This is a genomic window from Leptotrichia sp. oral taxon 417, from assembly GCF_013394865.1.
GTDB lineage: Bacteria > Fusobacteriota > Fusobacteriia > Fusobacteriales > Leptotrichiaceae > Leptotrichia > Leptotrichia wadei_A.
Genome location: NZ_JABXYV010000001.1, coordinates 1478942 through 1504487 on the forward strand (window position 1 = coordinate 1478942; position 25546 = coordinate 1504487).

Annotated in this window: 22 protein-coding genes; 8 read left to right on the forward strand and 14 right to left on the reverse strand. The window is 29.8% G+C overall.

Annotated features, from left to right (window positions below; translation table 11 throughout):
- Nucleotides 1–55 precede the first annotated feature (55 nt).
- The 7 genes from HW276_RS06835 to HW276_RS06865 all read right to left on the reverse strand — a co-directional run bounded on the left by HW276_RS06835 (nucleotide 56) and on the right by HW276_RS06865 (nucleotide 8567).
- Nucleotides 56–739, reverse strand: coding sequence for a response regulator transcription factor (locus HW276_RS06835; RefSeq protein ID WP_178937916.1), 684 nt, complete (start codon nucleotides 737–739; stop codon nucleotides 56–58).
- 14 nt (nucleotides 740–753) lie between these two features.
- Complete coding sequence (locus HW276_RS06840; protein WP_370464631.1) at nucleotides 754–1458, reverse strand: UTRA domain-containing protein; 705 nt, start codon at nucleotides 1456–1458, stop codon at nucleotides 754–756.
- 211 nt (nucleotides 1459–1669) lie between these two features.
- On the reverse strand, nucleotides 1670–3001 hold the full coding sequence (locus tag HW276_RS06845) for a citrate/2-methylcitrate synthase (protein ID WP_178937918.1): 1332 nt from the start codon (nucleotides 2999–3001) through the stop codon (nucleotides 1670–1672).
- Between the two features lie 15 nt (nucleotides 3002–3016).
- Nucleotides 3017–4018 (reverse strand): isocitrate/isopropylmalate dehydrogenase family protein, encoded by a 1002-nt coding sequence (locus HW276_RS06850; RefSeq protein ID WP_178937919.1) that lies wholly within the window; start codon nucleotides 4016–4018, stop codon nucleotides 3017–3019.
- A gap of 124 nt (nucleotides 4019–4142) precedes the next feature.
- Complete coding sequence (locus HW276_RS06855) at nucleotides 4143–6095, reverse strand: aconitate hydratase (RefSeq protein WP_178937920.1); 1953 nt, start codon at nucleotides 6093–6095, stop codon at nucleotides 4143–4145.
- Between the two features lie 485 nt (nucleotides 6096–6580).
- Entirely contained in the window at nucleotides 6581–7678 is a 1098-nt protein-coding gene (locus HW276_RS06860; protein ID WP_178937921.1) for an RNA-guided endonuclease TnpB family protein, read from the reverse strand.
- A gap of 199 nt (nucleotides 7679–7877) precedes the next feature.
- Nucleotides 7878–8567 (reverse strand): phosphatase PAP2 family protein, encoded by a 690-nt coding sequence (locus tag HW276_RS06865; protein ID WP_315514573.1) that lies wholly within the window; start codon nucleotides 8565–8567, stop codon nucleotides 7878–7880.
- A 349-nt stretch (nucleotides 8568–8916) separates the two neighbouring features.
- Between HW276_RS06865 and HW276_RS06870 the strand changes: the two genes are divergently transcribed.
- Both HW276_RS06870 and HW276_RS06875 read left to right on the forward strand, forming a co-directional pair.
- Nucleotides 8917–9564: a response regulator transcription factor gene (locus HW276_RS06870; RefSeq protein ID WP_147003757.1), complete on the forward strand. Its 648-nt coding sequence runs from the start codon at nucleotides 8917–8919 to the stop codon at nucleotides 9562–9564.
- The gene (locus HW276_RS06875) at nucleotides 9561–10874 is read left to right on the forward strand and encodes a HAMP domain-containing sensor histidine kinase (RefSeq protein WP_178937922.1); all 1314 of its coding nucleotides are present in this window, start codon (nucleotides 9561–9563) and stop codon (nucleotides 10872–10874) included. The genes HW276_RS06870 and HW276_RS06875 overlap by 4 nt, the downstream gene beginning before the upstream one ends.
- Nucleotides 10875–10927: 53 nt before the next feature.
- Here the strand turns inward: HW276_RS06875 and HW276_RS06880 are convergent, their stop codons facing one another.
- The 4 genes from HW276_RS06880 to pnp all read right to left on the reverse strand — a co-directional run bounded on the left by HW276_RS06880 (nucleotide 10928) and on the right by pnp (nucleotide 15470).
- Nucleotides 10928–12064, reverse strand: a complete 1137-nt coding sequence (locus HW276_RS06880; protein ID WP_178937923.1) for a S1C family serine protease — start codon at nucleotides 12062–12064, stop codon at nucleotides 10928–10930.
- A gap of 182 nt (nucleotides 12065–12246) precedes the next feature.
- Nucleotides 12247–12516: a YggT family protein gene (locus HW276_RS06885; RefSeq protein ID WP_147003760.1), complete on the reverse strand. Its 270-nt coding sequence runs from the start codon at nucleotides 12514–12516 to the stop codon at nucleotides 12247–12249.
- 33 nt (nucleotides 12517–12549) lie between these two features.
- The gene (pgsA, locus tag HW276_RS06890; RefSeq protein ID WP_370464644.1) at nucleotides 12550–13098 is read right to left on the reverse strand and encodes a CDP-diacylglycerol--glycerol-3-phosphate 3-phosphatidyltransferase; all 549 of its coding nucleotides are present in this window, start codon (nucleotides 13096–13098) and stop codon (nucleotides 12550–12552) included.
- Nucleotides 13099–13370: 272 nt separating this feature from the next.
- Nucleotides 13371–15470: a polyribonucleotide nucleotidyltransferase gene (gene pnp / locus HW276_RS06895; RefSeq protein ID WP_178937925.1), complete on the reverse strand. Its 2100-nt coding sequence runs from the start codon at nucleotides 15468–15470 to the stop codon at nucleotides 13371–13373.
- Nucleotides 15471–15764: 294 nt separating this feature from the next.
- On the opposite strand from pnp, the gene deoD reads away from it, so the two are divergent.
- The 4 genes from deoD (at nucleotide 15765) to rnmV (ending at nucleotide 18895) form a co-directional block, all read left to right on the forward strand.
- Nucleotides 15765–16475: a purine-nucleoside phosphorylase gene (gene deoD, locus HW276_RS06900; RefSeq protein WP_147003762.1), complete on the forward strand. Its 711-nt coding sequence runs from the start codon at nucleotides 15765–15767 to the stop codon at nucleotides 16473–16475.
- A 9-nt stretch (nucleotides 16476–16484) separates the two neighbouring features.
- Entirely contained in the window at nucleotides 16485–16634 is a 150-nt protein-coding gene (locus tag HW276_RS06905; protein WP_018450218.1) for a hypothetical protein, read from the forward strand.
- Nucleotides 16635–16789: 155 nt separating this feature from the next.
- Nucleotides 16790–18310 (forward strand): aminoacyl-histidine dipeptidase, encoded by a 1521-nt coding sequence (locus HW276_RS06910; protein WP_178937926.1) that lies wholly within the window; start codon nucleotides 16790–16792, stop codon nucleotides 18308–18310.
- Nucleotides 18311–18895, forward strand: a complete 585-nt coding sequence (rnmV, locus tag HW276_RS06915; protein WP_178937927.1) for a ribonuclease M5 — start codon at nucleotides 18311–18313, stop codon at nucleotides 18893–18895. It begins immediately after the preceding gene.
- Nucleotides 18896–19188: 293 nt separating this feature from the next.
- On the opposite strand, the gene prfB is transcribed toward rnmV, so the two are convergent.
- From prfB to HW276_RS06930, 3 genes are all read right to left on the reverse strand, one after another.
- Nucleotides 19189–20284 (reverse strand): peptide chain release factor 2 gene (gene prfB, locus HW276_RS06920; RefSeq protein ID WP_255460391.1). Its coding sequence is split into 2 segments (ribosomal slippage): nucleotides 19189–20211 and nucleotides 20213–20284, totalling 1095 coding nucleotides; the frame shifts between segments, so codons are not numbered across the junction.
- 155 nt (nucleotides 20285–20439) lie between these two features.
- On the reverse strand, nucleotides 20440–21474 hold the full coding sequence (locus HW276_RS06925; protein WP_147003766.1) for a 2-hydroxyacid dehydrogenase: 1035 nt from the start codon (nucleotides 21472–21474) through the stop codon (nucleotides 20440–20442).
- Between the two features lie 236 nt (nucleotides 21475–21710).
- The gene (locus tag HW276_RS06930; RefSeq protein WP_178937928.1) at nucleotides 21711–22367 is read right to left on the reverse strand and encodes a hypothetical protein; all 657 of its coding nucleotides are present in this window, start codon (nucleotides 22365–22367) and stop codon (nucleotides 21711–21713) included.
- 453 nt (nucleotides 22368–22820) lie between these two features.
- Between HW276_RS06930 and HW276_RS06935 the strand changes: the two genes are divergently transcribed.
- Nucleotides 22821–24083 carry an aspartate kinase gene (locus HW276_RS06935; protein ID WP_178937929.1) on the forward strand — a complete coding sequence of 421 codons (1263 nt, stop codon included), beginning with the start codon at nucleotides 22821–22823 and terminating at the stop codon, nucleotides 24081–24083.
- Between the two features lie 255 nt (nucleotides 24084–24338).
- Nucleotides 24339–25538: a homoserine dehydrogenase gene (locus HW276_RS06940; RefSeq protein ID WP_060917548.1), complete on the forward strand. Its 1200-nt coding sequence runs from the start codon at nucleotides 24339–24341 to the stop codon at nucleotides 25536–25538.
- Nucleotides 25539–25546: the final 8 nt, after the last annotated feature.

Sequence of the window (25546 nt, forward strand, 5' to 3'; positions counted from 1 at the left end):
CTATTTTAAATTTTTTATTTTTTATTCTAAATAATAAATTGATTTAACTTTTAATTTACTCAACTTTCAGAACATAGCCAATCCCACGAACCGTATGAATTAATTTAGGCTCAAAATCCTTATCAATTTTTTTTCTTAAATATCTAATGTAGACATCAATAACATTTGTACCGCCTTCATAGTCATAATTCCATATATGCTGTTCAATTTGCTCCCTAGATAATACTCTTTCCTTATTTCTTATCATATATTCCAAAATTGTAAATTCCCTTGTTGAGAGTTTTATTGGGACATCATCACGAAAAACATCGTGAGAATTACAGTTTACCGTTAAATTTGCAATTGAAAATATATTACTTGCATTGGAATTTCCGTTTGTTGAATTTCTTCGTAAAAGCACTCTTATTCTAGCCATCAGTTCATCAAATGCAAATGGTTTTACCAAATAGTCATCAGCTCCATAATCAAGCCCTTTTACCCTGTCTTCAATTCCATCTAATGCAGTAAGCAGTAAAACTGGCGTTTTTATCCCTTTTTCTCTTATTCTCTTTAAAATCTCAAATCCATCTATTCCAGGCAGCATAATATCCGATACAATAACATCATACTCAGTTGAAAAAATATATTCAAGCGCATCATTTCCATTAAAGCAAGTGTCAACACCATATTTTTCCAAAATTAATCTTTTAACAATTATATCATTCAAATTTTGTTCATCTTCAACTACTAAAATTCTCACAAATTTTCACCAACCTATCTTTTCGCCACTGTTGAAAATACAAACTTGTCTGGTCTGTAGGAATTTACTCCATATTGAAATAATGTTCCATTAGACAAGTAAGTGTGGCTTTCAATTACGATAACCGCATTAAAATCCTTTAAATCCATATATTTCTGTTCATCTTCAGTTGCATATCTAAATTTTATTTCACGTCGTGAATGGGATATTTTTAGATGTAATTTTTTTTCAAGATAATCATAAGTTGAATTTTCTGCAATTTTTTTATCCAGAAACGGAACAATCCTTCTATCAAAATAAGTTGTTTCATACTCAAGAGCTTCCCCATCCAAAATACGAATACGTGAAACCTTATAAAACGAAACTTCTTCAGATACTTCAAAAATATCCATAATTTCCTTAATTCCACTAACAACATCCAATTCAACCAAATTAGTAGCAATATCAATATTTTCAATTTTGTTAAGTTCCTTTGAAGTCCTAAGATTTGATAAGCTGTTTTTAAACCGTCCATTTTCCAAGACCATTGAATTTTTCCCTTTAATTTTTTGAATATATCCATCCAATTCAAGCATAGAAAGCGCTTTTCTTATTGTATCTTTAGAATACGAATATTTACGTGCCAGTTCAGACTCACTTTCTAAAAATTCTCTTGCCTTGAACGTTCCGTTTGTAATTTTTTCCCTTATATCATTATAAACCTCTTTATATTTGCTCACAGACATATCTCCTTTCAAGAAACATCATTTTTATTATATCTCAAAAATTGAAAAATAACAATGGCTCGGATAAATAAAAATCAATTTATAATAAAAAAACAAGGAGAACAAAACTTTCTCCCCATCTTATACTAAACCCGCTTAAAAAATAAAAATTCTATTTTATATTACCCTTGTAAAAAAATTAATAATTATTCTGCTATTTAAAAATTTATAACAAAACATTCCCATCTTCATCGATTGCCTTATAAGCTGGTCTGATTAATTTCTTATCAACTAAAATTTGTTCCATTCTATGCGCATTCCAGCTAGCAATTCTAGCAAGAGCAAAAAGTGGGGTAAAAATATTTTGTGGAATATTTAAAAGTTTATATACAAATCCTGAATATAAATCAACATTTGCACAAATTTCGAAATTTTTTCCTTTAGTTTCTTTTCCAATTTCTTTTGTAAGTTTTTCAATATTTGAAAATAACTCGAATTCTTCAAGTGCATTTTTTTCTTTTGCTAATTCATAAGCCTTTTTCTTTAATAATACAGCACGAGGATCCGAAATTGTGTAGACAGCATGTCCCATACCATAAATTCTACCTTTTTTATCAAATACCTCTTTATTAAATATTTTTTTCAAATATTCTTTTAATTTAACTTCATCATATGGATTAGTATTTTTCTTAATGTCTTCCACCATTTTTGTAACCATCGAATTTGCTCCACCGTGCATAGGTCCTTTCAAGGCTCCAATCGAGGCAGAAATTGACGAATATGTATCAGTTCTAGTCGAAGAAACAACATGAGAAGTAAAAGTTGAGTTGTTTCCTCCTCCGTGTTCTGCATGGATAACTAAAATCAAGTCTAAAACCTCAGCTTCCAATTCTGTAAATTGATTGTCGCTTCTAAGCATGTGAAGAACATTTTGTGCAATGCTATATTCTTCCACTGGATTATGAATAATCAAACTCTTATTAAAATGCTTGTAATTACACGCTTGATAACAATAAACAAGAAGGCTAGGAAATTTTGCAATCAAGTTTAAAGATTGATCAATCAAGTTTGAAAGACTAACATCATCTGGATTTTCATCTAAAGTATAAAGACATAAGACAGAACGTTGAAGCTGATTCATTATATCTGTACTCGGTTTTCTCAATATAAAATCTTCGATAAATTCATCTGGTAAATGCTGGTATTCTTTCAAAGTACTGATAAACATTTTTAATTCAAAATTAGAAGGGACTTTACCAAAAAGCAATAAAAATATTGTTTTTTCAAAGCAAAAAGTTTTTTCCTTTTTAAATAGAGCTACAAGTTTTTCAATAGGAATACCACGATAATAAAGTTTTCCGTCTGCTGGAATTTTTTTTCCGTCCTTATCGATTGAGTATCCTAAAACAGAACCAATTTTTGTTAATCCAACAAGAACTCCTGTCCCATTTTTATTCCTAAGACCTCTTTTTACATTTAATTTATTATAAATATCGTCTGAAATAGAATTATTCTCGGTAAACATAACTCCCAGCTCATTAATAAAATCAGTTTTCATGTTTTCACCAACTCCTTATTTCAGATTTTCAATAATTTTATCTGTAAATTCAGTAGTTGTAGCATTTCCACCTAAATCTGCTGTTTTACAACCGTCAGTTAATGTTTTTAAAATAGCTTTTTCAATATTTTTAGCAAAATCATCAAGTTTTAAATATTTTAACATTTCGATTGAAGAAAGTAGCAATGCAAGCGGATTTGCTTTATTTTGTCCTGCAATGTCTGGTGCTGATCCATGTACTGCCTCAAAAATAGCGATATCATCTCCAATATTAGCCCCAGGTGCAACTCCAAGTCCTCCAACAAGTCCAGCTACTAAATCAGATAAAATATCTCCGTATAAATTCATTGTAACAATTACTTTGAATCTTTCAGGATTTGTAACAAGTTGCATACACATATTGTCAATAATAAGTTCTTCTAGCTCAATATTTTCATATTTTTTTGAAATTTCTCTTGCAATATCCAAAAACATTCCATCAGTGAATTTTAAAATATTTGCTTTATGAACAACTGTAACTTTCGAAATTCCATTATTCTTTGCATATTCAAAAGCACTTTTAATAATTCTTTCGCTTCTTTTTCTCGTAATTCTTTTCACAGCAATTGCACTAGTTTTTTCTTCATTTTCATATTTTTCTTCACCAATATAGATTCCTTCAGTATTTTCACGGAAAATAGCCAAATCAATATTATCATATCGAGTTTCAATTCCAGGCAAATTTCTAGAAGGTCTAAAATTTGTGTACAAATCGTATTTTTTTCTAAGATACACATTTATACTTCTAAAACCTTTTCCAATTGGTGTAGTAATAGGCCCCTTTATTGCAATTTTGTTTCTTTCAACGCTTTCATAAAGACTTTCAGGTATAAGTTCTCCAGTTTTTTCATAAACATCCGATCCAGCATTTTCAGTTTCAAATTCCACAGGAACTTTCGCTGCATCAAAGATTTTTACTAAACTTTCAGAGATTTCATATCCAATTCCATCTCCAGGTATTAATGTAATTTTTTTCATATTATCTTCCACTCTTTCTAAATTATTTTTTATATAAATTACAGTAATTCTAGTTTAAATAAAGAGCTAATTTATTCGAAATTCTTTAACTCAAAATCAAATTAGAACTACTGTTATTCACGTTTTAACTCAAAAATTCATCACTTGTAGCAAATTTCAAATATCCACCAAATTTCAATATTTTAAGTTCTCTTTCTGAACCATTGAATTTAGCAGGGAATTCGATATTCTTAGTAAGATTTTTAACAATAAATCTTCCATTTATCAATGAATTTGGAATATCTGATAATTGTAATTCGTCATATTCATCTATATTGTTGTAATCTTCTACATTTTCAAATTCTAATGGTATAATTCCACTGTTAATCAAGTTTGCTTTGTGAATTCTTGCAAATGATTTTGCGATAACAGCTTTTATACCAAGATAAAGTGGCAATAATGCAGCATGTTCACGGCTAGAACCTTGTCCATAATTTTCTCCACCGACAACAATTCCACCATCATTTTTTTCAGATCTTTCTTTGAAATCTGGAATAATTGTTTCAAAACAGTGTTCAGATAATTTAGGAATATTTGAACGGAATGGCAATAATGCAGCATTCGATGGACAAATATCATCTGTTGTAATGTTATCTCCTGTTTTTAAAATAACTTTTTTAGTAAAGCTGTCTTTTAATTCTTCTCCAATTGGGAATGGCTTAATATTAGGCCCCATAACAATTTTTACAGATTCTCTTTCTTTTTTCGCCTCATCTTCATTAGGATTTGGGAAAATGAAATAATTATCTGAAACTTCAAATTTTTCTGGCTCATCAATGATAATTTCTGCCCCCAATTCTCTTGGATCTGTTAAATATCCTGTAATTGCTGATGCAGCAGCTGTTTCTGTACTAACTAAGTAAACTCCAGCACTCATTGTTCCGCATCTTCCCTTGAAGTTTCTGTTAAATGTTCTAAGTGAGATCCCATTTGTTTTTGGTGCTTGTCCCATTCCGATACAAGGTCCACATGCAGCTTCTAGTAATCTTGCTCCAGCCGCTATAAATTTAGCCAATGCTCCATTTTCTGAAATCATTTTCATAATATTACTTGAACCTGGCGATAAAACAAGACTCACATCTGGGTGAACTTTTTTCCCATCTAAAATTGCTGCAAGTTTCATAAAATCTGAATAAGATGAATTTGTACATGAACCAATTGCAATTTGATCAACTTTCAATTTTTTGTCTTTTGGAATTTCATGCACATTATCAGGACTATGAGGAAAAGCTGCAAGTGGCACTAATTCATCCAAATTAACAACTAATTTTTCATCATAAACTGCATCCTCATCAGGTAATAATTCTACAAAATCTTCTCCACGTGATTGTTTTTCCAAGAAAGTATTAGTATTTTCATCACTTGGGAAAATTGAAGTTGTAGCTCCTAATTCAGCTCCCATATTTGTAATAGTGGCTCTATCCTCAACAGATAGTGATTTTATACCTTCTCCAGTATATTCCATTACAAATCCAACTCCACCTTTTACTGTCAATTCTTTTAAAACATATAAAATTATATCCTTAGCTGATACCCAAGGTTGTAATTTCCCTCTAAGTTCAATGTTATAAATTTTTGGAACTTTTAAATAATAAAGTCCTCTTGCCATACCAATCGCAACATCAAGTCCACCTGCTCCAATTGCAAGCATTCCAAGACCTCCACCAGTAGGTGTGTGGCTGTCTGAACCAATCAATATTTTTCCTGGTTTACCAAATCTTTCCAAATGCAATCTATGACAAATCCCATTTCCAGGTTTTGAAAAAACAATATTATGCTTTTCAGCTGATGTTTTAATAAATTCATGATCATCTGCATTTTCAAAACTCGATTGTAACATATTGTGATCGACATAAGCCACAGAAATTTCCGTTGCTACTTTGTCAACATTCATTGCATTTAGTTGTAAATACGCCATCGTTCCCGTGGAATCTTGTGTAAGTGTTTGATTAACTCTTACGGCGATTTCGTTGCCTGCTTTTAATTCTCCTTTTAGAAGATTTTTTTTCAAAATCTTGTACGTTAAACTTATACCCATTTTTTGTCCTCCAAACATAATTTCCTCTAATTTAATTTTCAACTATGTATTAATTATAATACCAATCGTAAATTGTGTCAACGATATATAATATATATTTTTTTTATGATTGCATATATATTATATATAATTTAAAAAAAGCCAATAAATATTGACTTTTTGTATTATCAGAGTTATTTATCCTATATAAATTTTTTTCATTTGTATATCAAACAAATTGGATTTAAAAATATTTAATAATAAATTAAATTAAAAAATTTATTTTCTAAATAATTCTTTATAATTTGAAAAAATTAGTTAAATTTTAATCAATATATTTAATTTTCATTTTTTTAAATCTTGAAAAATTAAGTAAATTAAGTTATACTTTAGTGAACTACTCCCGCTTTTAGAAGCAGGAGCTTCTTGGGAAGTATCTGCTTTTGCTAGCCAAATATATTTACCAAGCTCTTCGGGCAGTCCCTGCCCTGTCTTTTTTTATTTTCCTAATATTCCAACATCAATTTCCCAATTTTTTTTATATTCAATGCCGCATTGTAATCTCTATCAATTTCAATCCCGCAGCACTCACATTTATAGTTTCTTTCTGATAATTTCAATTTCTCTTTAACGTTTCCACATTTACTACAAGTTTTCGATGATGGAAACCACTTATCTATCTTCAAAAATTGTTTCCCTAAAAACATCAGTTTATACTCAAGCATCCTCAAAAACATTCCCCATCCATTATCTCCTACACTTTTCCCAAAATTTAATGCCCGGCTCATCCCTTTCATATTCAAATTTTCAACAACCACAGCATTATAATCTTCAGATAATTTTTTCGATAATTTATGCAAAAAATCCCTTCGGCAATTTTTGATATACTCATGCAATCTTGATATTTTCTCTTTTTGTCTATACCAATTCTTAGAAAATTTCACTTTTCTTGATAATGATTTCTGTAATTTTTTCAATTTTTTCTCCAGCATCCTAAAATATCTTGGATAATCAGCCCTTTGGTTTTCAGAACTGACAAATAATTCAGACATTGAAAAATCAAGTCCAATTACTTTATCATTGCTTGGAATTTTTTGAGTTTCTTTTTCAAATTCCGTCAAAACAGAAACATAATAATTTCCATTACTGTTTGTCAATGTTACCGACTTTATTCTATAATTCTTTGGTATTTCTCTATGATATTTTAATTTTATTCTTTTCAATTTTGGCAAGACCAAATATTTATTCTCCTCAATTCGTATCGAATTGTTCACACAATTTGTCGTGTAACTTTTAACATTATTCTTTTTAGATTTGAACCTTGGAAATTTTGCCCTCTTTTGAAAGAAATTCGTAAACGATCGTTTTACATTCAATTGAGCATTTGAAAGTGCCAGACTGTCTACTTCTTTTAAAAATTTATTTTCACTTTTCAAACTGGCAGGTGTAATTATTTTATTTTTCCCAGTTTCTTCATAAATTTTATTAGCAATATACAAAATTGTATTGTAAACAAAGCGAACACATCCAAAAGTCTTATTTATCAATAATTCTTGCTCTTTATTTGGATAAATTCTATATTTGAATGCTAAATTATATTTCATAAAATTACACCTCCTTTTGATTTTGAATATTATTTCTAATTATTTCTTTAGAAATTTTATTATTTATAACTTCTCTTCGATATTTTATACAAAAATTATATCATGGATGTATCCTTTTTTCAATAAAAAAAAAGCAATTCATCTCCCACTTGTAGAAGTAGGAGACTTCTTGCTATCTTTTTATTAAAAGTATTATAAATTAAGCAACTTTTCTTTTAAAAATTCCAATATTAAGTTTTCTATAAAATGGAACAAAAACTGGTCTTGCTTTTTTAACTTTATTTCCGAATATTTTTTTATGCACAAATTTTGCGATAAAATATGAAAGAATAATACTTGCAACAACATCACTGCTCCAATGACGAACCAAATAAACACGGCTCATTCCTACTAAAATTCCTAAGATAAATAACGGTATTTTTATTGCTTTACTTTTTATAATAAAAGATAAAATCCAAATTGTTCCCCAAATAGTAATTGTATGTCCTGATGGAAAAGATACATAACTTCCTTTCCAAAACGAGCTGTCTTTAATCATAGTCATGATTCCATAAAATTTATCAGGATTTATAGTTATTGACGGTCTCGCTCTTGCGAATAATACTTTCATTATATTCACTGTAATTTGAGTCGAAAGCAAAGTAAAAATTATTGCTAAAATATATTTTTTTAAATAATTGTATTTCTTTTTATTTATCAAAAAGAACGATAATAACACAACTGTCAACAACAATTCAAAATATCCTTCTCCAAATTTAGTAATAAAATGAAAAAATTTTTCAGTACTTTCTGAATGACGAAAAATACTCGAATCTGAAATATATGATAAATGCTTAAAAAAGAATTTATCTACAGAAAAAATATAATTTATTGGTTTCAATTGTATCACTTCTCCTTCTCTATTTAAATGAAAAAATTATTAGTTATTTGATTTATGTTTTTTTATTTTTCTAAAATTAAAATATAATATTTTTAAGATAAGTAATATTAACACAAAAATTAAATTTTAAAATGAATTTAAACTGAATAAATAAAAAATAAATATTTACCCAATAAAAAACAGGAGTTTTTGAGGCTCCCAATTATTAGGTTTAGTAATGAAAAAATTATTATTTATATCTTTTTATTTTTCTAAAATTAAGATATAATATTTTTAAGATAAGTAATATTAACATAAAAAATAAATTTTAAAATGAATTTAAACTGAATAAATTTTGGAGAGGAAAAATAAAAGAAAAATGGGAAAGATATTGGTTGTTGAAGATGATAAAAAAATATCTAGAATTTTGAAATTACAGCTGGAGCGGAAAAATCATGAAATTACGGTAATTGAAAATGGTATTGATGCTTTGAATGAGATTGATAAAAAGAGGGATTTTTATGATTTGATGCTTTTAGATTTGGGACTGCCTTTGATGGAAGGAAATGATGTTTGCAAAAATGTTAGAAAAATATCAGAAGTTCCAATAATCGTTGTTTCTGCAAAAAATAACATTGAAGAAAAAGTTGACTTATTGAAATCGGGAGCTAGTGATTATGTTACGAAACCTTTTGATTTTCTTGAGCTTGATGCAAGAATTGACATAAATATTAGAAAAGAGAAAATTTCTGAAATTATTTATAAAACATTAAAGTTAAATACGGAAAATTATTCTGTTTATTTGGAAGAAAAACCTGTTTTATTGACAAAAACGGAATTTGAACTGGTTAAGCTTTTGATTGAGAATAAAGAGGAAATTGTTTCACGAGATAGAATTGTTGAAAAAATATGGGGTTGGGAAGCTAGTGATAATCTGCTTGACAGTACGATAAAAAAAATTAGGCAAAAATTGGGAAAAGAAAAAATTAAAACTGTGAGAGGAATTGGGTATATTTTAAAAATATGAAAAAAATAAAATTGAAAAAGATAAAAGACAAAATAATTTTTGCAAATACGATAAGTCTAGTTTTTATCTCATTTATAATTATATTGGGAATGACTATATTTTTAATTCATAAAGCTGTTGAAGCTGAAACTAAAGAAATGGATAAACTTGTCTTATCTGCCATTGAAAAATTAAATAATGTTCCGACTGATAAATTGAAAGAGACTTACAAAAATTACGATTATGCCGATAAACAATATATTTCTCTTGCGGTTGAAAAAAATGGGAATTTTATTTATTTGACAGATGATGAAAATCATTCAGATTTTAAGAAAATTGAAGAGAACAAACTTGAAACAAAATGGGACAGATTTGTCTACAAAAGAATTTACACTGTGAATAATACAAAATATTATGCAATAAGAAATTTTGAATTTATGGAAGCACATGAAATTTTGTATGTCATGCTTTTAATGTTTGTTTTAATCACAATTTCGATTATCGTAATTTCAAAAATTGTTGCTGAAAATGTGTTAAATCCTTTGACAAACATAATTTTCCAAAGTAAGGAAATGAATGAACACAATATTGATGCACAATTGACAAAAACAAGAGATGATGAAATTGGAGAATTAATTGATGTATTAAACAAAACTTTTAAGAAAAAAGAGGAAATTATAAAAAGTCAGAAAACATTTTCTTCTGATGTGTCACATGAATTGAAAACGCCACTTGCCATAATGAAAGGTTATTTAGATGTTTTAAAATGGGGGAAAGATGATGAAAAATTATTAGAAGAAGCCATTGAAAATATGGATATTGAAGTAAAAAATCTTGAAAGAATTATAAATACACTGTTTTTAAGTTCCAATCTTGAAAAAATTACTATTAAAAAAGAAGTTATTGATGTAAAACAACTTTTTGAAAAAATAAAAAAAGATTATGAACTTTTGAATATCAAAAGGGAAATTTTAGTAAAATCTGATGACAATGCGAACATCTTTGTCGATAAAAACTTGATTTCAGAAGTTTTGCGTGGATTGATTGACAATAGCATAAAATATTCTATTGGAAATATTGAATTAATTGCGAAAGAAAGTGAAGTAGTTGAAATTATTGTAAGAAATTATGGAGAAGGAATTCCTGAAGAAGAAAAGAAAAAAATATTTAATCGTAATTTTCAAGGTAAAAATGCTAAAAAAGGAGCAGGGCTTGGACTTTCTATTATACGAGATATTATTTTATTAAATGATGGAGAAATTTATTTGGAAAATAGGAAAGACGGAGTTGATGTGAGAATGGAATTTAAAAAAATTGAAATTGAAGAATAAAAATAAAAAAAGGCAATCTCAAGATTTTTGAGAAAGCCTATTTTTTTACTTTTTTATCTTCTTTGCTGTCTTGTTTGTTGTTGATAATTGAATGATTCTAATTTCATTGAAATATTTTTTTCTTTTCCATTTGATGCAACTTTCAAATTAACTGTTTCTCCAATTTTCTTAGCTGCAAGTTCCCCAATAAATGAACCAGCTGATGTTACAGGTTTTCCGTTAATTTCAAGAATTATGTCATTAGCTTTAAGTCCATATTTTGCTGCTGGCGAATTTGGATAAACTTGTTGAACTAAAATACCAGTTGAATAAGAAATTCTTCTTTCTTTCTTCAATTCTGAACTTAAATCAAGTACTGAAATTCCAATATATGGTCGTTCATATTTTCCACTTCTTATAATTGAATCTCTTACATTTTCAGCCAAATTTGAAGGAATTGCAAAACTTAATCCTACACTTCCACCATTCGGAGAATAAATGGCAGTATTTACACCAATTACATCTCCATTGATGTTAAGAAGCGGTCCACCACTATTCCCTTGATTAATAGAAGCATCTGTCTGAATAAAGTTTTCAACTTGCTCAATTCCAAGTGAACTTCTTCCAGAAGCTCCAATTACACCAACAGTCATCGAGCTGTTAAGTCCTAATGGATTTCCAAAGGCAATAGCCCAATGTCCTATTTTTATATTATCTGAATTTGCAAATTTCAATGGCTTAAATGTTCTGTTAGCATTTACTTTTAAAATCGCAATATCGACTTCTGGCGATGTTCCAACTAATTTTGCCAAATATTCGTGTCCATCAGCTAATTTTACGTAAATTTCATCAGCACCCTCAATAACGTGATTATTTGTCATCATATATCCATCACTTGAAATTATAAATCCTGATCCCAAACTTCCAGACTCACGTCTTTGTTGTCTTACTCCAGAAGTTCCAAATAAAAATGCCTCAAGCGGATTATAAGTTTCTACGACAATTGTCTTTTTTGTTCTTATATTTACAACAGAGTCTTTAGCTTTATCATAAACAGAAGCAAAAGCATCTTGAGCGCTGTACATATCTCCTGTAACATTTGTATTTTGAACGATTTGCTTATTTTGTAAAAAATCTGTCTTATTTACTGCTGCAGTTGCTGTTAGGGCAGCCGCCATAAATGATGTAGTTATAATTTTTTTTAATTTCATATTTAAAATCTCCTTTTTTGTAAAATTTATATTTCAAAAACTATTTAATGTTAATTATTTTACTCCCCTTTTCTTAGAAAAAATAATATTCTCATTTTTTTATTCTTAGATTTTATAAATTTTTATTTAATAAAGAGCAAAACTGCCTTTCCAAAAAATATTTTTTTAATCAGGATTAAAATTTAAAACATGCCTAATAAAACAGCTCTTACAAACATTTTCTTTATCATCTCTATAACCATAAGTCCCAAAATTGCAGAAATATCAAAATTCATATTCCCGATCGGAATTACTATTCTAAATATTCTTAAATACGGTTCTGTAATTTTTCTTACCCATTGAAAAATTATTATTTGATTATATGGATCAATCCACGTTCCCAAAATATTTACTAAAATAAGAAGAGCATATAAATCAAATATTTTCAATATTAATTCTATAATAATTTCCAAAATTTTCCTCCAAAAATTTAAAAGGTTTTTTTATTATTTATTCAATATATTTTTACATTTTACAATGTATTCAATTCCTGAAACTACAGTCAATATCAGTGGAATAAGCAACAAAATATTATTTATTGTAAAACTGAAAGGTATCAAAATTATTAACGTAAGTGCTACCATTTGAGTTGCAGTTTTCCATTTTCCAAGTCTATCTGCCGCAATTACAGCTCCTTCAGCCGCTACGATTGAACGAAGCCCTGTTATTAGCAATTCCCTAAAAATTATAATTATTACGAACCACAAGCTAACTTGATTAAACTTTGCAAGTGTAACTAAAGCTGAAATAACAAGAATTTTATCAGCTAATGGATCCAGCAGCTTTCCTAAATTTGTAATCATATTGTATTTTCTTGCAATTTTTCCATCATAATAATCTGTAATTGCCGCTCCTACGAAAATAATCGTTGCAAGTATTCTTAACATTATAGTAATCCCCGTATTTTCTGAAAACTCCAAAGCTAAACTCAAGAAAATCACAAACGGAATAACCAAAATGATTCTCAACGTTGCTAATTTGTTGGGTAAATTCATTTTCATCACTTCCACACTCCTTTATAATTATTTTTAATCATTTGTAAAATTCTAAAAATTACGACAAGCATTGTATTTTTTTATGTTTCTGACAAGGGGCCAAGACCCCTTGTGATTATAAATACTGCTATTATTCAATCTTTATATTTTTTACTTCGACAATTGCCTAAATTTATTATTTTTACTTTTTTAATATTCAAATACATTTAATTATTTTGACAAGGTTGAATCTCCTTGCAGCAGAATATTTATTTTAATTACATTCAAATCTATTACAGCAATGCCTTCATGCTTAAGTTAAATTTATCTTCATTTTCCATCGAAATTACTTTAACTCTTACAATTTGACCTTCTTTTAGTGCATCTTCAGTCTTTTCAACTCTCTTGTTGCTTATTTCTGAAATATGTAAAAGCCCTTCCTTTCCTGGTAATACTTCCACAAATGCACCAAATTTCATCAATTTTGTAACTTTTCCTTCATAAATTCCATTTAACTCAACAGACTGTGTCTGATTTTTTACAAGTTCCAATGCTTTTTTCATATTTTCAGAATCTTTTCCAAAAATTGAAACAGTTCCATCATCATCAATATCTATTGAAACTCCAGTTTCATCAATAATCGCTCTAATAACTTTTCCTCCAGGCCCAATAAGTCCCGCAATTTTATCAGGATTAATTTTAAGAACCTCAATTTTTGGCGCATTTTCAGAAACTTCAGCCCTAGGTTCGCTTATTACAGCTTCCATTTTATCAATAATGAACATTCTTCCTTCCAAAGCCTGTTTTAAAGCAATTTCCATTATTTCTCTTGTAATTCCTTCAATTTTTATATCCATTTGAATTGCAGTAATTCCATCTTTTGTACCTGCAACTTTAAAGTCCATATCTCCAAGATGATCTTCAAGTCCTTGAATATCAGTAAGTACAGTAAATGTATCCCCTTCTTTTATAAGCCCCATCGCAATTCCTGCAACTGTTGATTTTATAGGAACTCCAGCTGCCATTAAAGCAAGCGATCCTCCACAGATTGTAGCCTGTGATGAAGATCCGTTGGATTCTGTAATTTCAGAAACAAGCCTTACTGTATACGGAAATTTATCTTGATCTGGCATAACATGCTTTAATGCTCTTTCAGCTAAATTTCCATGTCCCAGTTCACGTCTTCCAGGCGCTCTCATAAATCCAGCTTCTCCAACTGAATATGGTGGGAAATTATAGTGCAGGAAGAATTTTTTACGTGTTTCATCTTCCATTCCATCAATAATTTGCTCATCTTCTTTACTTCCAAGTGTCGCAACAACCAATGCCTGAGTTTCTCCACGTGTAAACAATGCTGAACCGTGTGGTACTGGAAGTGTATCTATTTCCACATCAATTGGACGGATTTCAGTAGTTTTTCTTCCATCAGCCCGATATTGCTTGTACAAAATAGCATCTCTCACAAGTCTTTTTTCCACATCTCTGTAATATTTTTTAAATTCCTTTTCAAGATCTTCATCAATTTCTCTTTCTTCGTTTTCAAGTTTTTCAATATATCTTTCAAAAAGTTCTATTTCTAAATTGTCAATTGCTTCATATTTTTCCAATTTACCAGGTGTCATAATCGCATTTTCAACTTCATTTTCAAAGCTATCAATAAACTCTTTAATTTCAGGCTCTACTTCCTTTTTTTCAAATTCATATTTTTGTACGTCAAATTGTGCCAAAAATTTATCCTGCTCTGCACAAATTTCCTTAATTCTTTCATGCCCAAACATAATAGCTTCCAGCATTACTTCCTCTGAAACTTCCTTAGCTCCAGCTTCTACCATCGTTACAGCATCCTTTGTACCTGCAACTGACAGTTGAATTTCGCTTTCCAGAAGCTGTTCCCCCGTCGGATTCAAGATATATTCCCCATTAACATATCCAACTGTAACTCCAGCCACAGTTCCCGCAAATGGAATATCTGATAGTCCCAATGCGGCAGAAACTCCGATTGTAGCTAGATTTTCAGGATAGTTCACTTCATCATAAGAAAGAACTGTAATTACAATATGAACAGCATTTAAAAATCCTTCTGGAAATAACGGTCTTATCGGTCTGTCAATCAATCTTGAAATCAAGATTTCATCCGTTCCTGGCTTAGTTTCCCTTTTTATAAATCCTCCTGGAAATTTTCCAGACGCATAGAATTTTTCAATATAATCAACTGTAAGCGGGAAAAAATCCTGCCCTTCCTTGACATCCTTACTTCTAGTCGCTGTAACTAAAAGCACAGTTCCCCCACATTGCACAATAACTGATCCCCCAGCCTGACGTGCAATTTTTCCAGTACTTATTTTAATTTGCCGGTTTCCTAAATTAAAACCGTAAGTCTTTTCATCAAACATTTTTCCTCCTAAAATTTTTTATTTTTTAAGAAGGGAGCAAATAATAGTAAAGTTCTTTACTTACCTGATTTACTATTCAAATTAATAAAAAACTTTACAATTACTTACTCAAAATACCTTCTTAAAATTTCTATAATTATACCATTTTTTCTAAATTTTTACAAATTTTTTAAAATACATATTTAAAATATCAAAAAATAAAATAAATATCTTGAACATTTTCATAAATTAAAGTAAAATATACTTAAGTGAAAAACTTTTCAGAAAAACAAAAAAATTCAGGAGGTAAAAACAATGGCTACACCACATATCGGAGCAAACAAAGGAGATATTGCAGAAACTATATTACTGCCAGGAGATCCGCTTAGAGCAAAATATATTGCAGAAACTTTTTTGGAGAATGTCGTTCAATATAACAATGTTCGTGGAATGTTGGGATTTACAGGGACTTATAAAGGAAAAAAAGTATCTGTTCAAGGAACTGGAATGGGAGTTCCTTCAATTGGAATTTATGCACATGAATTAATTGCAGAATTCGGAGTAAAAAATTTGATTAGAATTGGAACTGCTGGTTCTTATCAGGAAAATGTAAAAATAAGAGATGTTGTACTTGCCATGTCAGCTTCAACTGATTCAGCTATTAACAAACTTAGATTTAACGGAGCAGATTATGCACCGACTGCAAATGCCGAAATGCTTTTTAAAGCACACGAAATCGCTAAACAAAAAGGACTTAATGTAAAAGCTGGAAATGTATTTACAAGTGACACTTTTTACGGAGATGACCCAAATGCTTGGAAAAAATGGGCAAAATTTGGAGTTTTATGTGTAGAAATGGAAACAGCTCAGCTTTATACAACTGCGGCTAAATTGGGAGCAAATGCATTAACTTTACTTACAATAAGTGATTCGTTTATAACTCACGAAGTTACAAGTGCCGAAGAAAGACAGACTACTTTTAACGAAATGATTGAAGTTGCGCTTGAAACTGCTATATCGCTTTAAGGAGGGAAAATGGAGTTTTATAAAAGACTGATTATAAAAATTTTGGAACGCAGTTCAGTTGGTTCTGATAACAGAATTCTGAAAAAGTTAAAAAGCGGTTATGACTTGACTCAAAGGGAAATGGCTGAACTGGAAGAATTATTAGAGCATATTTTATAACAGGTTTATTTTTTACAATTTCAAAGTATACTTGTTCGGAAATTATATATATTTAGAACTTGATAAATAGAATTGTTCTAAAGCAAGGGGTTTTGACTCCTTGTAAAAATAAAAAAACTTGATTATCAAACAGGTTTAATGAAAGGAAAGATAAAATGAAAATAGAGAATTTATATCCTGAAAAGGTTTTTCACTATTTTAGTGAAATTTCTAAAATACCGAGAGGTTCAAATAAAGAAAAAAAAATTAGTGACTGGATTGTGGAATTTGCAAAAGAAAGAAATTTAGAAGTTGTTCAGGACAAGGCGTTCAATGTGTTCATAAGAAAGCCTGCAACAGCTGGATATGAAGAATATTCGCCACTTATTCTGCAAGGGCATATGGATATGGTCTGGGAAAAAAATAAAAATACACAGTTTGATTTTGAAACACAAGGAATTGAACTTGTTGCAGAAGATGGATTTTTAAAGGCAAAAGGAACTACGCTTGGGGCAGATAACGGAATTGCAGTGGCTTATGCGCTTGCGATACTTGACAGTGATGACTTGAAACATCCAGAACTTGAAATAATTCTTACAACTGATGAAGAAGATGGAATGAGCGGAGTTAATAATCTTGACTTTGGGATTTTTTCTGGAAAGACTCTTATAAACTTGGATACTGAAGAATATGGTCAAGTTTATGTAAGCAGTGCAGGTGGAGCAAGAATTTTTAACGAATTTAACTTTGATGCTGAAAAACTTGAAGATGACGATACTGTGATAAGTGTTGATGTGAAGGGGCTTCTTGGAGGACATTCTGGAGCTGAAATTCATTTGGGGCTTGGGAATTCTAATAAAATTTTAACAGAAGTTTTGAATCATTTGAATAAAAAATATACGCTTTCAATAATGGATATTGATGGTGGAGAAAAGACTAATGCGATACCTCGAGAGGCTGTGGCATTACTTGCTGTGAAACTTGAAGATGAAAACGTCAGCGATTTTGAAAAATTGGCAAAATTAGCTTTTGAAAACGTGACAAAAGATTTTAAAATAATTGATAAGAATCCTGTTATTGAAGTTAAAGAAATAAAAAAAGAAGAATTGAAAAATCAAGGAAAAATGTCAATTTCCAATACAAATGCCGTTATTTCGTTTTTCCATGAATTTCCAAATGGAGTTATTGCAATGAGCAAGGATATTGAAGGGCTTGTGGAAACTTCAATAAATTTAGGAGTTATAAAAACTGAAAATAAAGATGGGAAAATTAATATAAAAGTTCAATCATTGCCTAGAAGTTCGGTAAATAAATCGCTTGAAAAATTATTGAACGATGTGAAGGAACTTTCTGAAAAATATGAAGTGGCTGTAAAAACAAATTCGCCATATCCATCTTGGGAATATCGAAAAGATTCAAAAATCCGTGACATTGTGGTAAATTCATTTAAGAAAATAACAGGGAAAGATCCTGAAATCAAGGCAATTCATGCTGGACTAGAATGTGGAGTTTTTGATAATAATATGGAAAATGTTGATATTGTTTCAATTGGGCCTAATATTTACGGTGCTCATACACCTGAAGAAAGAATGGAAATAGATTCTGTTGGAAAAACTTGGGAATTACTTCTAAAAGCTATGGAAGATTATAATATAAAAAATAAAAAATTTTTTAAAATAGAAAAAAGGAAATATTAAATGGAAAAAAAGCCAAATACACAAAATAAAAAAATAAAAATAAAGGAAATTATAGTAGTCGAAGGGCGAGATGATATAACAGCCATAAAAAGAGTTGTAGATGCACATATTATCGCCTTAAACGGCTTTTCTGCATTATCCAAAAAAACAATAAATAAAATGGTTGAATTATCCCGAAATAACGATTTAATTTTGTTTACAGATCCTGATTTTGCAGGGAAAAAAATTCGAGATACGTTAAAAAGATATATTCCAAATATAAAGCATGCCTTTGTCAGTCAAAAGGATGCGACTAGAAATGATAATATCGGAGTGGAAAATGCCAATGATGAAGCGATTTTAGATGCGTTAAAAAATGTTATTACGGCTCATCAAAATGTTGAAAACAGATTCAATATCAGTGACTTGATTGATAATGGATTTGTTTCTGGAAATAATTCAAAAGAACGTAGAATAATGCTGGGAGACTTGTTAAAAATCGGCTATTATAATGCAAAACAGCTTTTAAAGGCCCTTAATTCATTTAACATTTCACGGGAACAGTTTGAAGAAGCGGTAAAAAAAATAAATGAGAAGGATATGTGAACTTATATTTTTTTCCATTGAAAGTAACGGATTTATTATAAATTCTATTTAACAAGGGAATCTTGAACCTTTATCAGAAAATAGAAGTATTTAACTTCTTAAAATCTGTCATAGAAAATTATAATCAAAATAAATATTATAAAACAAGGGATCTTGATCCCTTGCTAAAAAATTTCATAATAAATTTACTGTTTAAATAATAGAGAATTTGTGTAAACTAACAGATAAATCCAGCAAATTCAGTACTTTGCTATTCTATTTACACAAAAATTTTTATACTCTCAAATAACAAATTAAGACTTAGCATATTTCAGATATTCATTTATAAATAAATCAATATCTCCATCCATAACTTTTTCAACATTTCCCTCTTCAGCCTTTGTCCTATGATCCTTAACCATTTTATAAGGCTGAAAAACATAAGAACGTATTTGACTTCCCCATTCGATTTTAGATTCAGTTCCCTTTAATTCGGCCATTTCCTTTTCACGTTTTTCCAGTTCCAATTCAAATAATTTAGATTTTAATATTTTCATTGCAGTTTCACGGTTTTTCAGCTGTGAACGCTCATTTTGGCAGGTAACTACGGTATTTGTTGGGATGTGAGTAATTCTAACGGCTGAATCTGTTGTATTTACATGCTGCCCTCCAGCGCCACTTGCCCTATAAGTATCAATTTTCAAGTCTTCTGGACGAATATCAATTTCAACGTCATCTTCTATTTCAGGTGTAACATTCACTGCTGCAAATGAAGTATGCCGTCTGGCATTTGAATCAAATGGTGAAATTCTGACAAGTCTGTGAACTCCTTTTTCCCCTTTTAAATAGCCATAAGCGTAGTTTCCCTTTATATTTAGCGTAATGCTTTTAATTCCAGCTTCTTCCCCAGCCAGGCTGTCAAGCACTTCAACCTTGAAATTATGCTGATTTGCCCATCTGTCATACATTCTGTAAAGCATTTCAGCCCAGTCACATGCCTCTGTCCCTCCAGCCCCTGAATTTATCGTAAGAATCGCATTATTCGTATCATATTCTTCATCCAGAAGCAATTTTGTCTTAAAATTGTCAATTTCATTTTTCAAATCCTGTGACTTCTGTTCAAGCTCATTTTCAAACGAATTATCTCCCATTTCAATAAACTCAATAATTGTAGAAACATCTTCAAATAGCCCATTTAACTTATCATACTCTTCAAGTAATTTTTTCTTTGCGCTAATATTTTTCAATATTTCCTGACTGTTATCCGTATTCCAAAAGTCTGCCTCAAATGTCCTTTTTTCCAATTCATTAATTTCATTTTTTAAATTTTCAATGTCAAAGATGCCTCCTGATTTCTTCAATATTAACTTCATTTATTTCATTTTGTTTTTTTATTTCAAATAAATCCATATTTTTTGCCTCTTTCTTTTTATTTTTTTCTTTTTCAAAATTCTCTTTTTTTTCAAAATTTTAGGAAAATATAAATATTAAAAGAAGCTGCTCTAAAAAACAGCCTCTCTTTAAGTTTTTGGAAAATAAAAACTTTTTTATATTTTAGATAATAATTATTTTCTTAAACCTTCAACAACTTTACCAGTTTCTTCGTTATACCAAACTTCATTTTTCAATGGTTCTTCTTTAACATAAGACAAGATGTTATTGAATGTTGCTTCAGCGATGTTATCCAATGCTTCTGTTGTTAGGAATGCTTGGTGAGAAGTCAGCACAACATTGTTAAATGATAACAATCTAGCTAATAAATCATCTTCTAGCACACTTGCTGATTCATCTTCAAAGAAGTAGCTGCTTTCATTTTCATAAACATCAAGTCCAGCTCCACCAATTTTTTTATCTTTTAATCCTTCAACTAATGCTTCTGTATCGATTAATCCACCTCTGGCAGCATTAATGATAATAACACCGTCTTTCATCTTAGCAATAGTATCTTTGTTAATTGTATGTCTTGTTTCAGGGAATAATGGACAATGCAATGAAATTACATCAGATTTTGCAAATACTTCATCTAATGTCACATAAGTGAAATTTTCTTCTTTTGCAGCTTGTTCATTAGGGAATTTATCATAACCAATAACTTTCATTCCTAATCCATTTAAAATTCTTATGAAAATTCTTGCTATTCTACCAGTTCCTATAATTCCAGCTGTCTTACCATTCAAGTCCATTCCAGTTAATCCTGCTAGGCTGAAGTTTCCTTCTCTTGTTCTGTTATAAGCCTTGTGAGTTTTTCTATTTACTGACATAAGAAGTGCTAACGCATGTTCAGCAACAGCATACGGTGAGTATGCAGGAACTCTTAAAACGGTAATTCTGTTTTCACGGGCAGCTTTTAAATCAATATTGTTGTAACCAGCACATCTTGCCGCAATTACTCTAACTCCATTTTTTGAAAGTATATCCAATACTTTCGCATTTAAGTCATCATTTACGAATGTACATACAACATCTTGATATTTTGTAAGCATTACATTTTTCAAGCTTAATTTTTCCTCAAAATAAGTAATATTAGCTCCAAAAGTTTCATTCCATTTGTCAAAAAATTCGATATCATAAGGTTTTGCATCGAAAACTACAATTTTCATTTCATATTCCTCCTAAAATTTATTATTATCTTTCTACGTTCATTATAGCAAAAAAAAATAGATTAAGTCAAATAGTTTTGCAATATTTTCTTATTTTTTATTTAATCTAACTTATTCCCTAAAAATAAAAAAATATTTTATTCATTTTTTACACTATTCTTCCACTTAAAATAGTGATTTTACTATTGTTATTCAAAAAAACAAAAAATGACTCATTTCTGAGTCATTTAACCGCCCTATCTTTTATTATTTTTATAGTAGCTGTCTCTTATTTCCTTTAAAATTCGTTGCGCCTTTTCACTTTCTTCCTTGGTATGTCTTATTGCTTCCACATTTCCTTTACTGTCAGATTTTATTATGACTTTATCTGTGTTCTTTGGAGTTTTAGCCGGTTTTGCCGCTTTGTTTCCGCTAAGATAACTTGCTCTTGCTTCCTTTAATGCGTTCTTTGCTCTTCTAATTTCTTCCGGCGTTAATTCACGTTTTTCTGAAACTGGCGCTGGAGCTGTAACTTCTGGCTCAGAAACTGAAACTGGTGCCGCATTAGTAATTTTAACTTTTTCTCTTTTATCCTGTCTGTCCTGTTTATCCTGATCCCTTTGCAGCTTTTGTTCTGCAGCTTTTTGTCTTCTTTCATTTCTTTCTTCAGTTATACGTTTTTCCTTTTCTTCCTTTTCCTGTTGAATTTGTTTTTCTCTTTCTGCTTTTTCCTGAGCTAATCTTTGTTCTTTTTCAGCTCTCTCCTTAGCCTTTTCAGCCTCAATCTGCTGCTTTTGCACTTTATAGTAGTCATCTCTTGCTTTTTTCAATATAGTCTGTGTGCTAATCGCAAATAACGGAATCCCCACCGCCAGAATTGATGTTATAATTATTAATTTTTTTTTGTTTTTCATAATTTTCCTCCTAATTTGACCTTAAAAATTAAAATTGAACATATTTTAAGTGTTATTTGTTATATAAATCACAAAAAACCTTAAATATTATTCCACGTTTATAATACCATAATTTCTTTATCTTTTCAATTTATTTTTACTTAGTATTTTTTTAATACTATTTTTAATATATTTGTATCTCAAAACTTAAAAAAATATAATTGATAGAATCAAAATAAAAAACAGCATACTGTAACGTAACTACACAGGTTTTTATTAATATTAATCTAAAAATTTTTGAAATAAAAAATCTTAAATATCAAGCTAAATAATTTTTTTATTAAATCAAATGTGCAAATTACCTTGCTTTTTTGCCTAGAATATGATATTCTTTGCTAGTAAAACATTGAAATTTATTAAAAAAAATAGTATATTAATAAAGTGAAGAAATTTTAGAGAAAAATAGGAGGCAATATGGCTTTAATTATACAGAAATATGGTGGAACTTCCGTTGCTGATGCAGAACGTGTAAAGGAAGTGGCTAAACGGGTTGTAAGGTATAAAAAGGCTGGACATGATGTAATTGTCGTTGTATCTGCGCCAGCTGGAAGAACTGATGCATTGGTAAAAAGAGCTTATGAACTTTCAGATACACCGAATAAACGTGAACTTGATATGCTTTTAACTTCTGGAGAGCAAATTTCTATTGCATCTCTTGCGATTGCAGTTGAGGAACTGGGAGAAAAGGCTGTTTCACTAAATGCGTTTCAAGTTAATTTTAAAACAACGCCTGTACATACAAAGGCAAAAATAATTAACATTGATACACAGATTATACAGGAAAAATTAGATGAAGGAAATGTAGTAGTATTTGCAGGATTTCAAGGAATTACTGAAAATAATGAAATTACTACGCTTGGACGTGGCGGTTCTGATACGACTGCTGTTGCTTTGGGAGCGGCGCTTGAGGCTGATGAAGTGGAAATTTATACTGATGTTGACGGAGTTTACACTGCAGATCCAAGAATTGTTAAAAATGCAAGAAAATTAAAGACTATCTCTTACCAGGAAATGCTGGAGCTGGCTGCTTCCGGAGCAAAAGTTCTACATCCAAGATCAGTTGAAATTGCCGCAAAATATGGCATAAAAATACATTTACGTTCATCATTTGACGATTCTACCGGAACAATTGTTCAAAAGGATGAGGAATTTGAAAAATTGAAAAATCAAAATGTTGACACAGAAGGAGAAGCTATGGAAAAAGTAAAAATCGCAGGTATCACATCTTCTAAAAATGAAGGAAAAATCACGCTTTTTGGAGTGCCTGACAAGCCAGGAATTGCCGCAAAGGTATTTTCTAGACTTGCAAAAGAAAAAATAAGCACTGATATAATTTTACAAAGTTCAAGCATTAACAAAGAATTAAATAATATTTCATTTACTGTAAAAATTGATGATTTAAAGGAAGCTGTGGCTATTTCAGAGCAAATTAAGGAAAAAATCGGAGCTGAAGGAGTTTCTTACAAAGAAAAAATTGCAAAAGTTTCCGTTGTTGGAATCGGTCTTAAGAGTCATTACGAAACTACTGCCGAAATTTTTGATACACTTGCTGAAAATGGAATAAACATTGATATGATTTCCTGCTCAGAAATTAATGTTTCTTGCATTATTCACGAAGATGATGTAAATAAAGCAGTAAATGCGCTACATAAAAGATTTATTGAAAATGAAGATTAATTAAAAAATTATAATTTAGAATTTGATAGATAAATATTTTATATTTTTAAAAATTAGAAAGCGTTGTTTTTATGAGTTTTATTAAAGATAATCAAAATACATAAATTTATGAAATAGTGCAAGAACACTCGCAATTTTAGTCGTGGGAGGTTCAGACTATTTGTTAAAGTAAAAAAGATTGTCAAACATATTATTTAAATAACTAAACTAAAAACAAATTAATAATATTTATTGAAAGAAAGGACTTTAGAAAATATGAAAATAGGAATTATTGGATTGGGAACTGTTGGTGAAGGAGTTCTCAAAGTGCTAACAAAAGAAAAAGAAAGCATTTTTGAAAAATCAAGAGCTGACATTGAAGTAAAATATGCATGTGATTTAAATATAGATCGTGAATTTTCATTTGATTTTGATAAATCTATTCTTACAAATGACTATAAAAAGGTGTTAAACGATCCTGAAATCAAAATCGTTGTAGAACTCATCGGTGGAGAAACTATCGCAAAAAAAATAATCATTGAAGCATTTCAAGCTAAAAAAAGTGTCGTTACAGCAAACAAGGCACTAATTGCAAAATTTGGAGTTGAATTATTTCAAATTGCAAAAGAAAATGGCGTATCATTCTTATTTGAAGCGGCTGTAGGTGGAGGAATCCCTATTGTTACGCCTTTAATGGAAAGTTTAGTTGCAAATACAATTACTGAAATCCGTGGAATTATGAACGGAACTTCAAATTACATTTTGACAAAAATGAAAGAAGATAACTTATCGTTTGACGAAGCATTAAAAATTGCCTCTGAAAAAGGATATGCAGAAGCTGATCCTACATTTGACGTAGATGGAATTGATGCAGGACATAAAATCAACATTTTGGCTTCACTTGCCTATGGAGGTTCAATTAAATTCAAAGATATGCAGTTATCAGGAATTAGAGATATTAGCACAGTTGACATTTTCTCTGCAAACAAACTAAATTTGACTATAAAGTTAATCGCAAGTTCAAAATTATTATCTGAAAAATCAGCACAAATTTCAGTTGAACCGACATTAATTCCAAGCAGTGAAATCTTAGCAAAGGTTGATGATGTCTACAATGCAATTGAAACAACAGGTTCATACACAGATAAGACTTTATTTTATGGAAAAGGTGCTGGAATGGATCCAACTGCTTCAGCAGTAGTGGCTGATATTGTAAAAATTGTAACTAGAAACCATATTGAATCAGATTACTTCTTCAATTCTACAAAAGTATTTGAAATTGTAGATTCAAACACAGTAAAAGATTCTTACTATGTTAGAGTTTCAGATGATTTTGACATAGAAAATTCACCATTTGAACTAATAAATCAAATTGAAAATTACTACATTATCTTGGCAGATAATCTTTCAAAAAATGAAATTAACGAAATTTTGAAAGATGCTAAAGAAAAACTTGTATTGAGAATTATGAAATAAAAATAATT

Excerpts from the sequence above, each read along its gene's own strand:
- HW276_RS06940 (WP_060917548.1), top strand. The coding sequence starts at position 24,339 with ATGAAAATAGGAATTATTGGATTGGGAACTGTTGGTGAAGGAGTTCTC.
- HW276_RS06870 (WP_147003757.1), top strand. The coding sequence starts at position 8,917 with ATGGGAAAGATATTGGTTGTTGAAGATGATAAAAAAATATCTAGAATT.
- HW276_RS06855 (WP_178937920.1), bottom strand. The coding sequence starts at position 6,095 with ATGGGTATAAGTTTAACGTACAAGATTTTGAAAAAAAATCTTCTAAAA.
- HW276_RS06880 (WP_178937923.1), bottom strand. The coding sequence starts at position 12,064 with ATGAAATTAAAAAAAATTATAACTACATCATTTATGGCGGCTGCCCTA.
- HW276_RS06845 (WP_178937918.1), bottom strand. The coding sequence starts at position 3,001 with ATGAAAACTGATTTTATTAATGAGCTGGGAGTTATGTTTACCGAGAAT.
- HW276_RS06875 (WP_178937922.1), top strand. The coding sequence starts at position 9,561 with ATGAAAAAAATAAAATTGAAAAAGATAAAAGACAAAATAATTTTTGCA.
- deoD (WP_147003762.1), top strand. The coding sequence starts at position 15,765 with ATGGCTACACCACATATCGGAGCAAACAAAGGAGATATTGCAGAAACT.
- pnp (WP_178937925.1), bottom strand. The coding sequence starts at position 15,470 with ATGTTTGATGAAAAGACTTACGGTTTTAATTTAGGAAACCGGCAAATT.
- HW276_RS06930 (WP_178937928.1), bottom strand. The coding sequence starts at position 22,367 with ATGAAAAACAAAAAAAAATTAATAATTATAACATCAATTCTGGCGGTG.
- HW276_RS06910 (WP_178937926.1), top strand. The coding sequence starts at position 16,790 with ATGAAAATAGAGAATTTATATCCTGAAAAGGTTTTTCACTATTTTAGT.
- HW276_RS06850 (WP_178937919.1), bottom strand. The coding sequence starts at position 4,018 with ATGAAAAAAATTACATTAATACCTGGAGATGGAATTGGATATGAAATC.
- HW276_RS06860 (WP_178937921.1), bottom strand. The coding sequence starts at position 7,678 with ATGAAATATAATTTAGCATTCAAATATAGAATTTATCCAAATAAAGAG.
- pgsA (WP_370464644.1), bottom strand. The coding sequence starts at position 13,098 with ATGAATTTACCCAACAAATTAGCAACGTTGAGAATCATTTTGGTTATT.
- HW276_RS06925 (WP_147003766.1), bottom strand. The coding sequence starts at position 21,474 with ATGAAAATTGTAGTTTTCGATGCAAAACCTTATGATATCGAATTTTTT.
- rnmV (WP_178937927.1), top strand. The coding sequence starts at position 18,311 with ATGGAAAAAAAGCCAAATACACAAAATAAAAAAATAAAAATAAAGGAA.
- HW276_RS06935 (WP_178937929.1), top strand. The coding sequence starts at position 22,821 with ATGGCTTTAATTATACAGAAATATGGTGGAACTTCCGTTGCTGATGCA.
- HW276_RS06905 (WP_018450218.1), top strand. The coding sequence starts at position 16,485 with ATGGAGTTTTATAAAAGACTGATTATAAAAATTTTGGAACGCAGTTCA.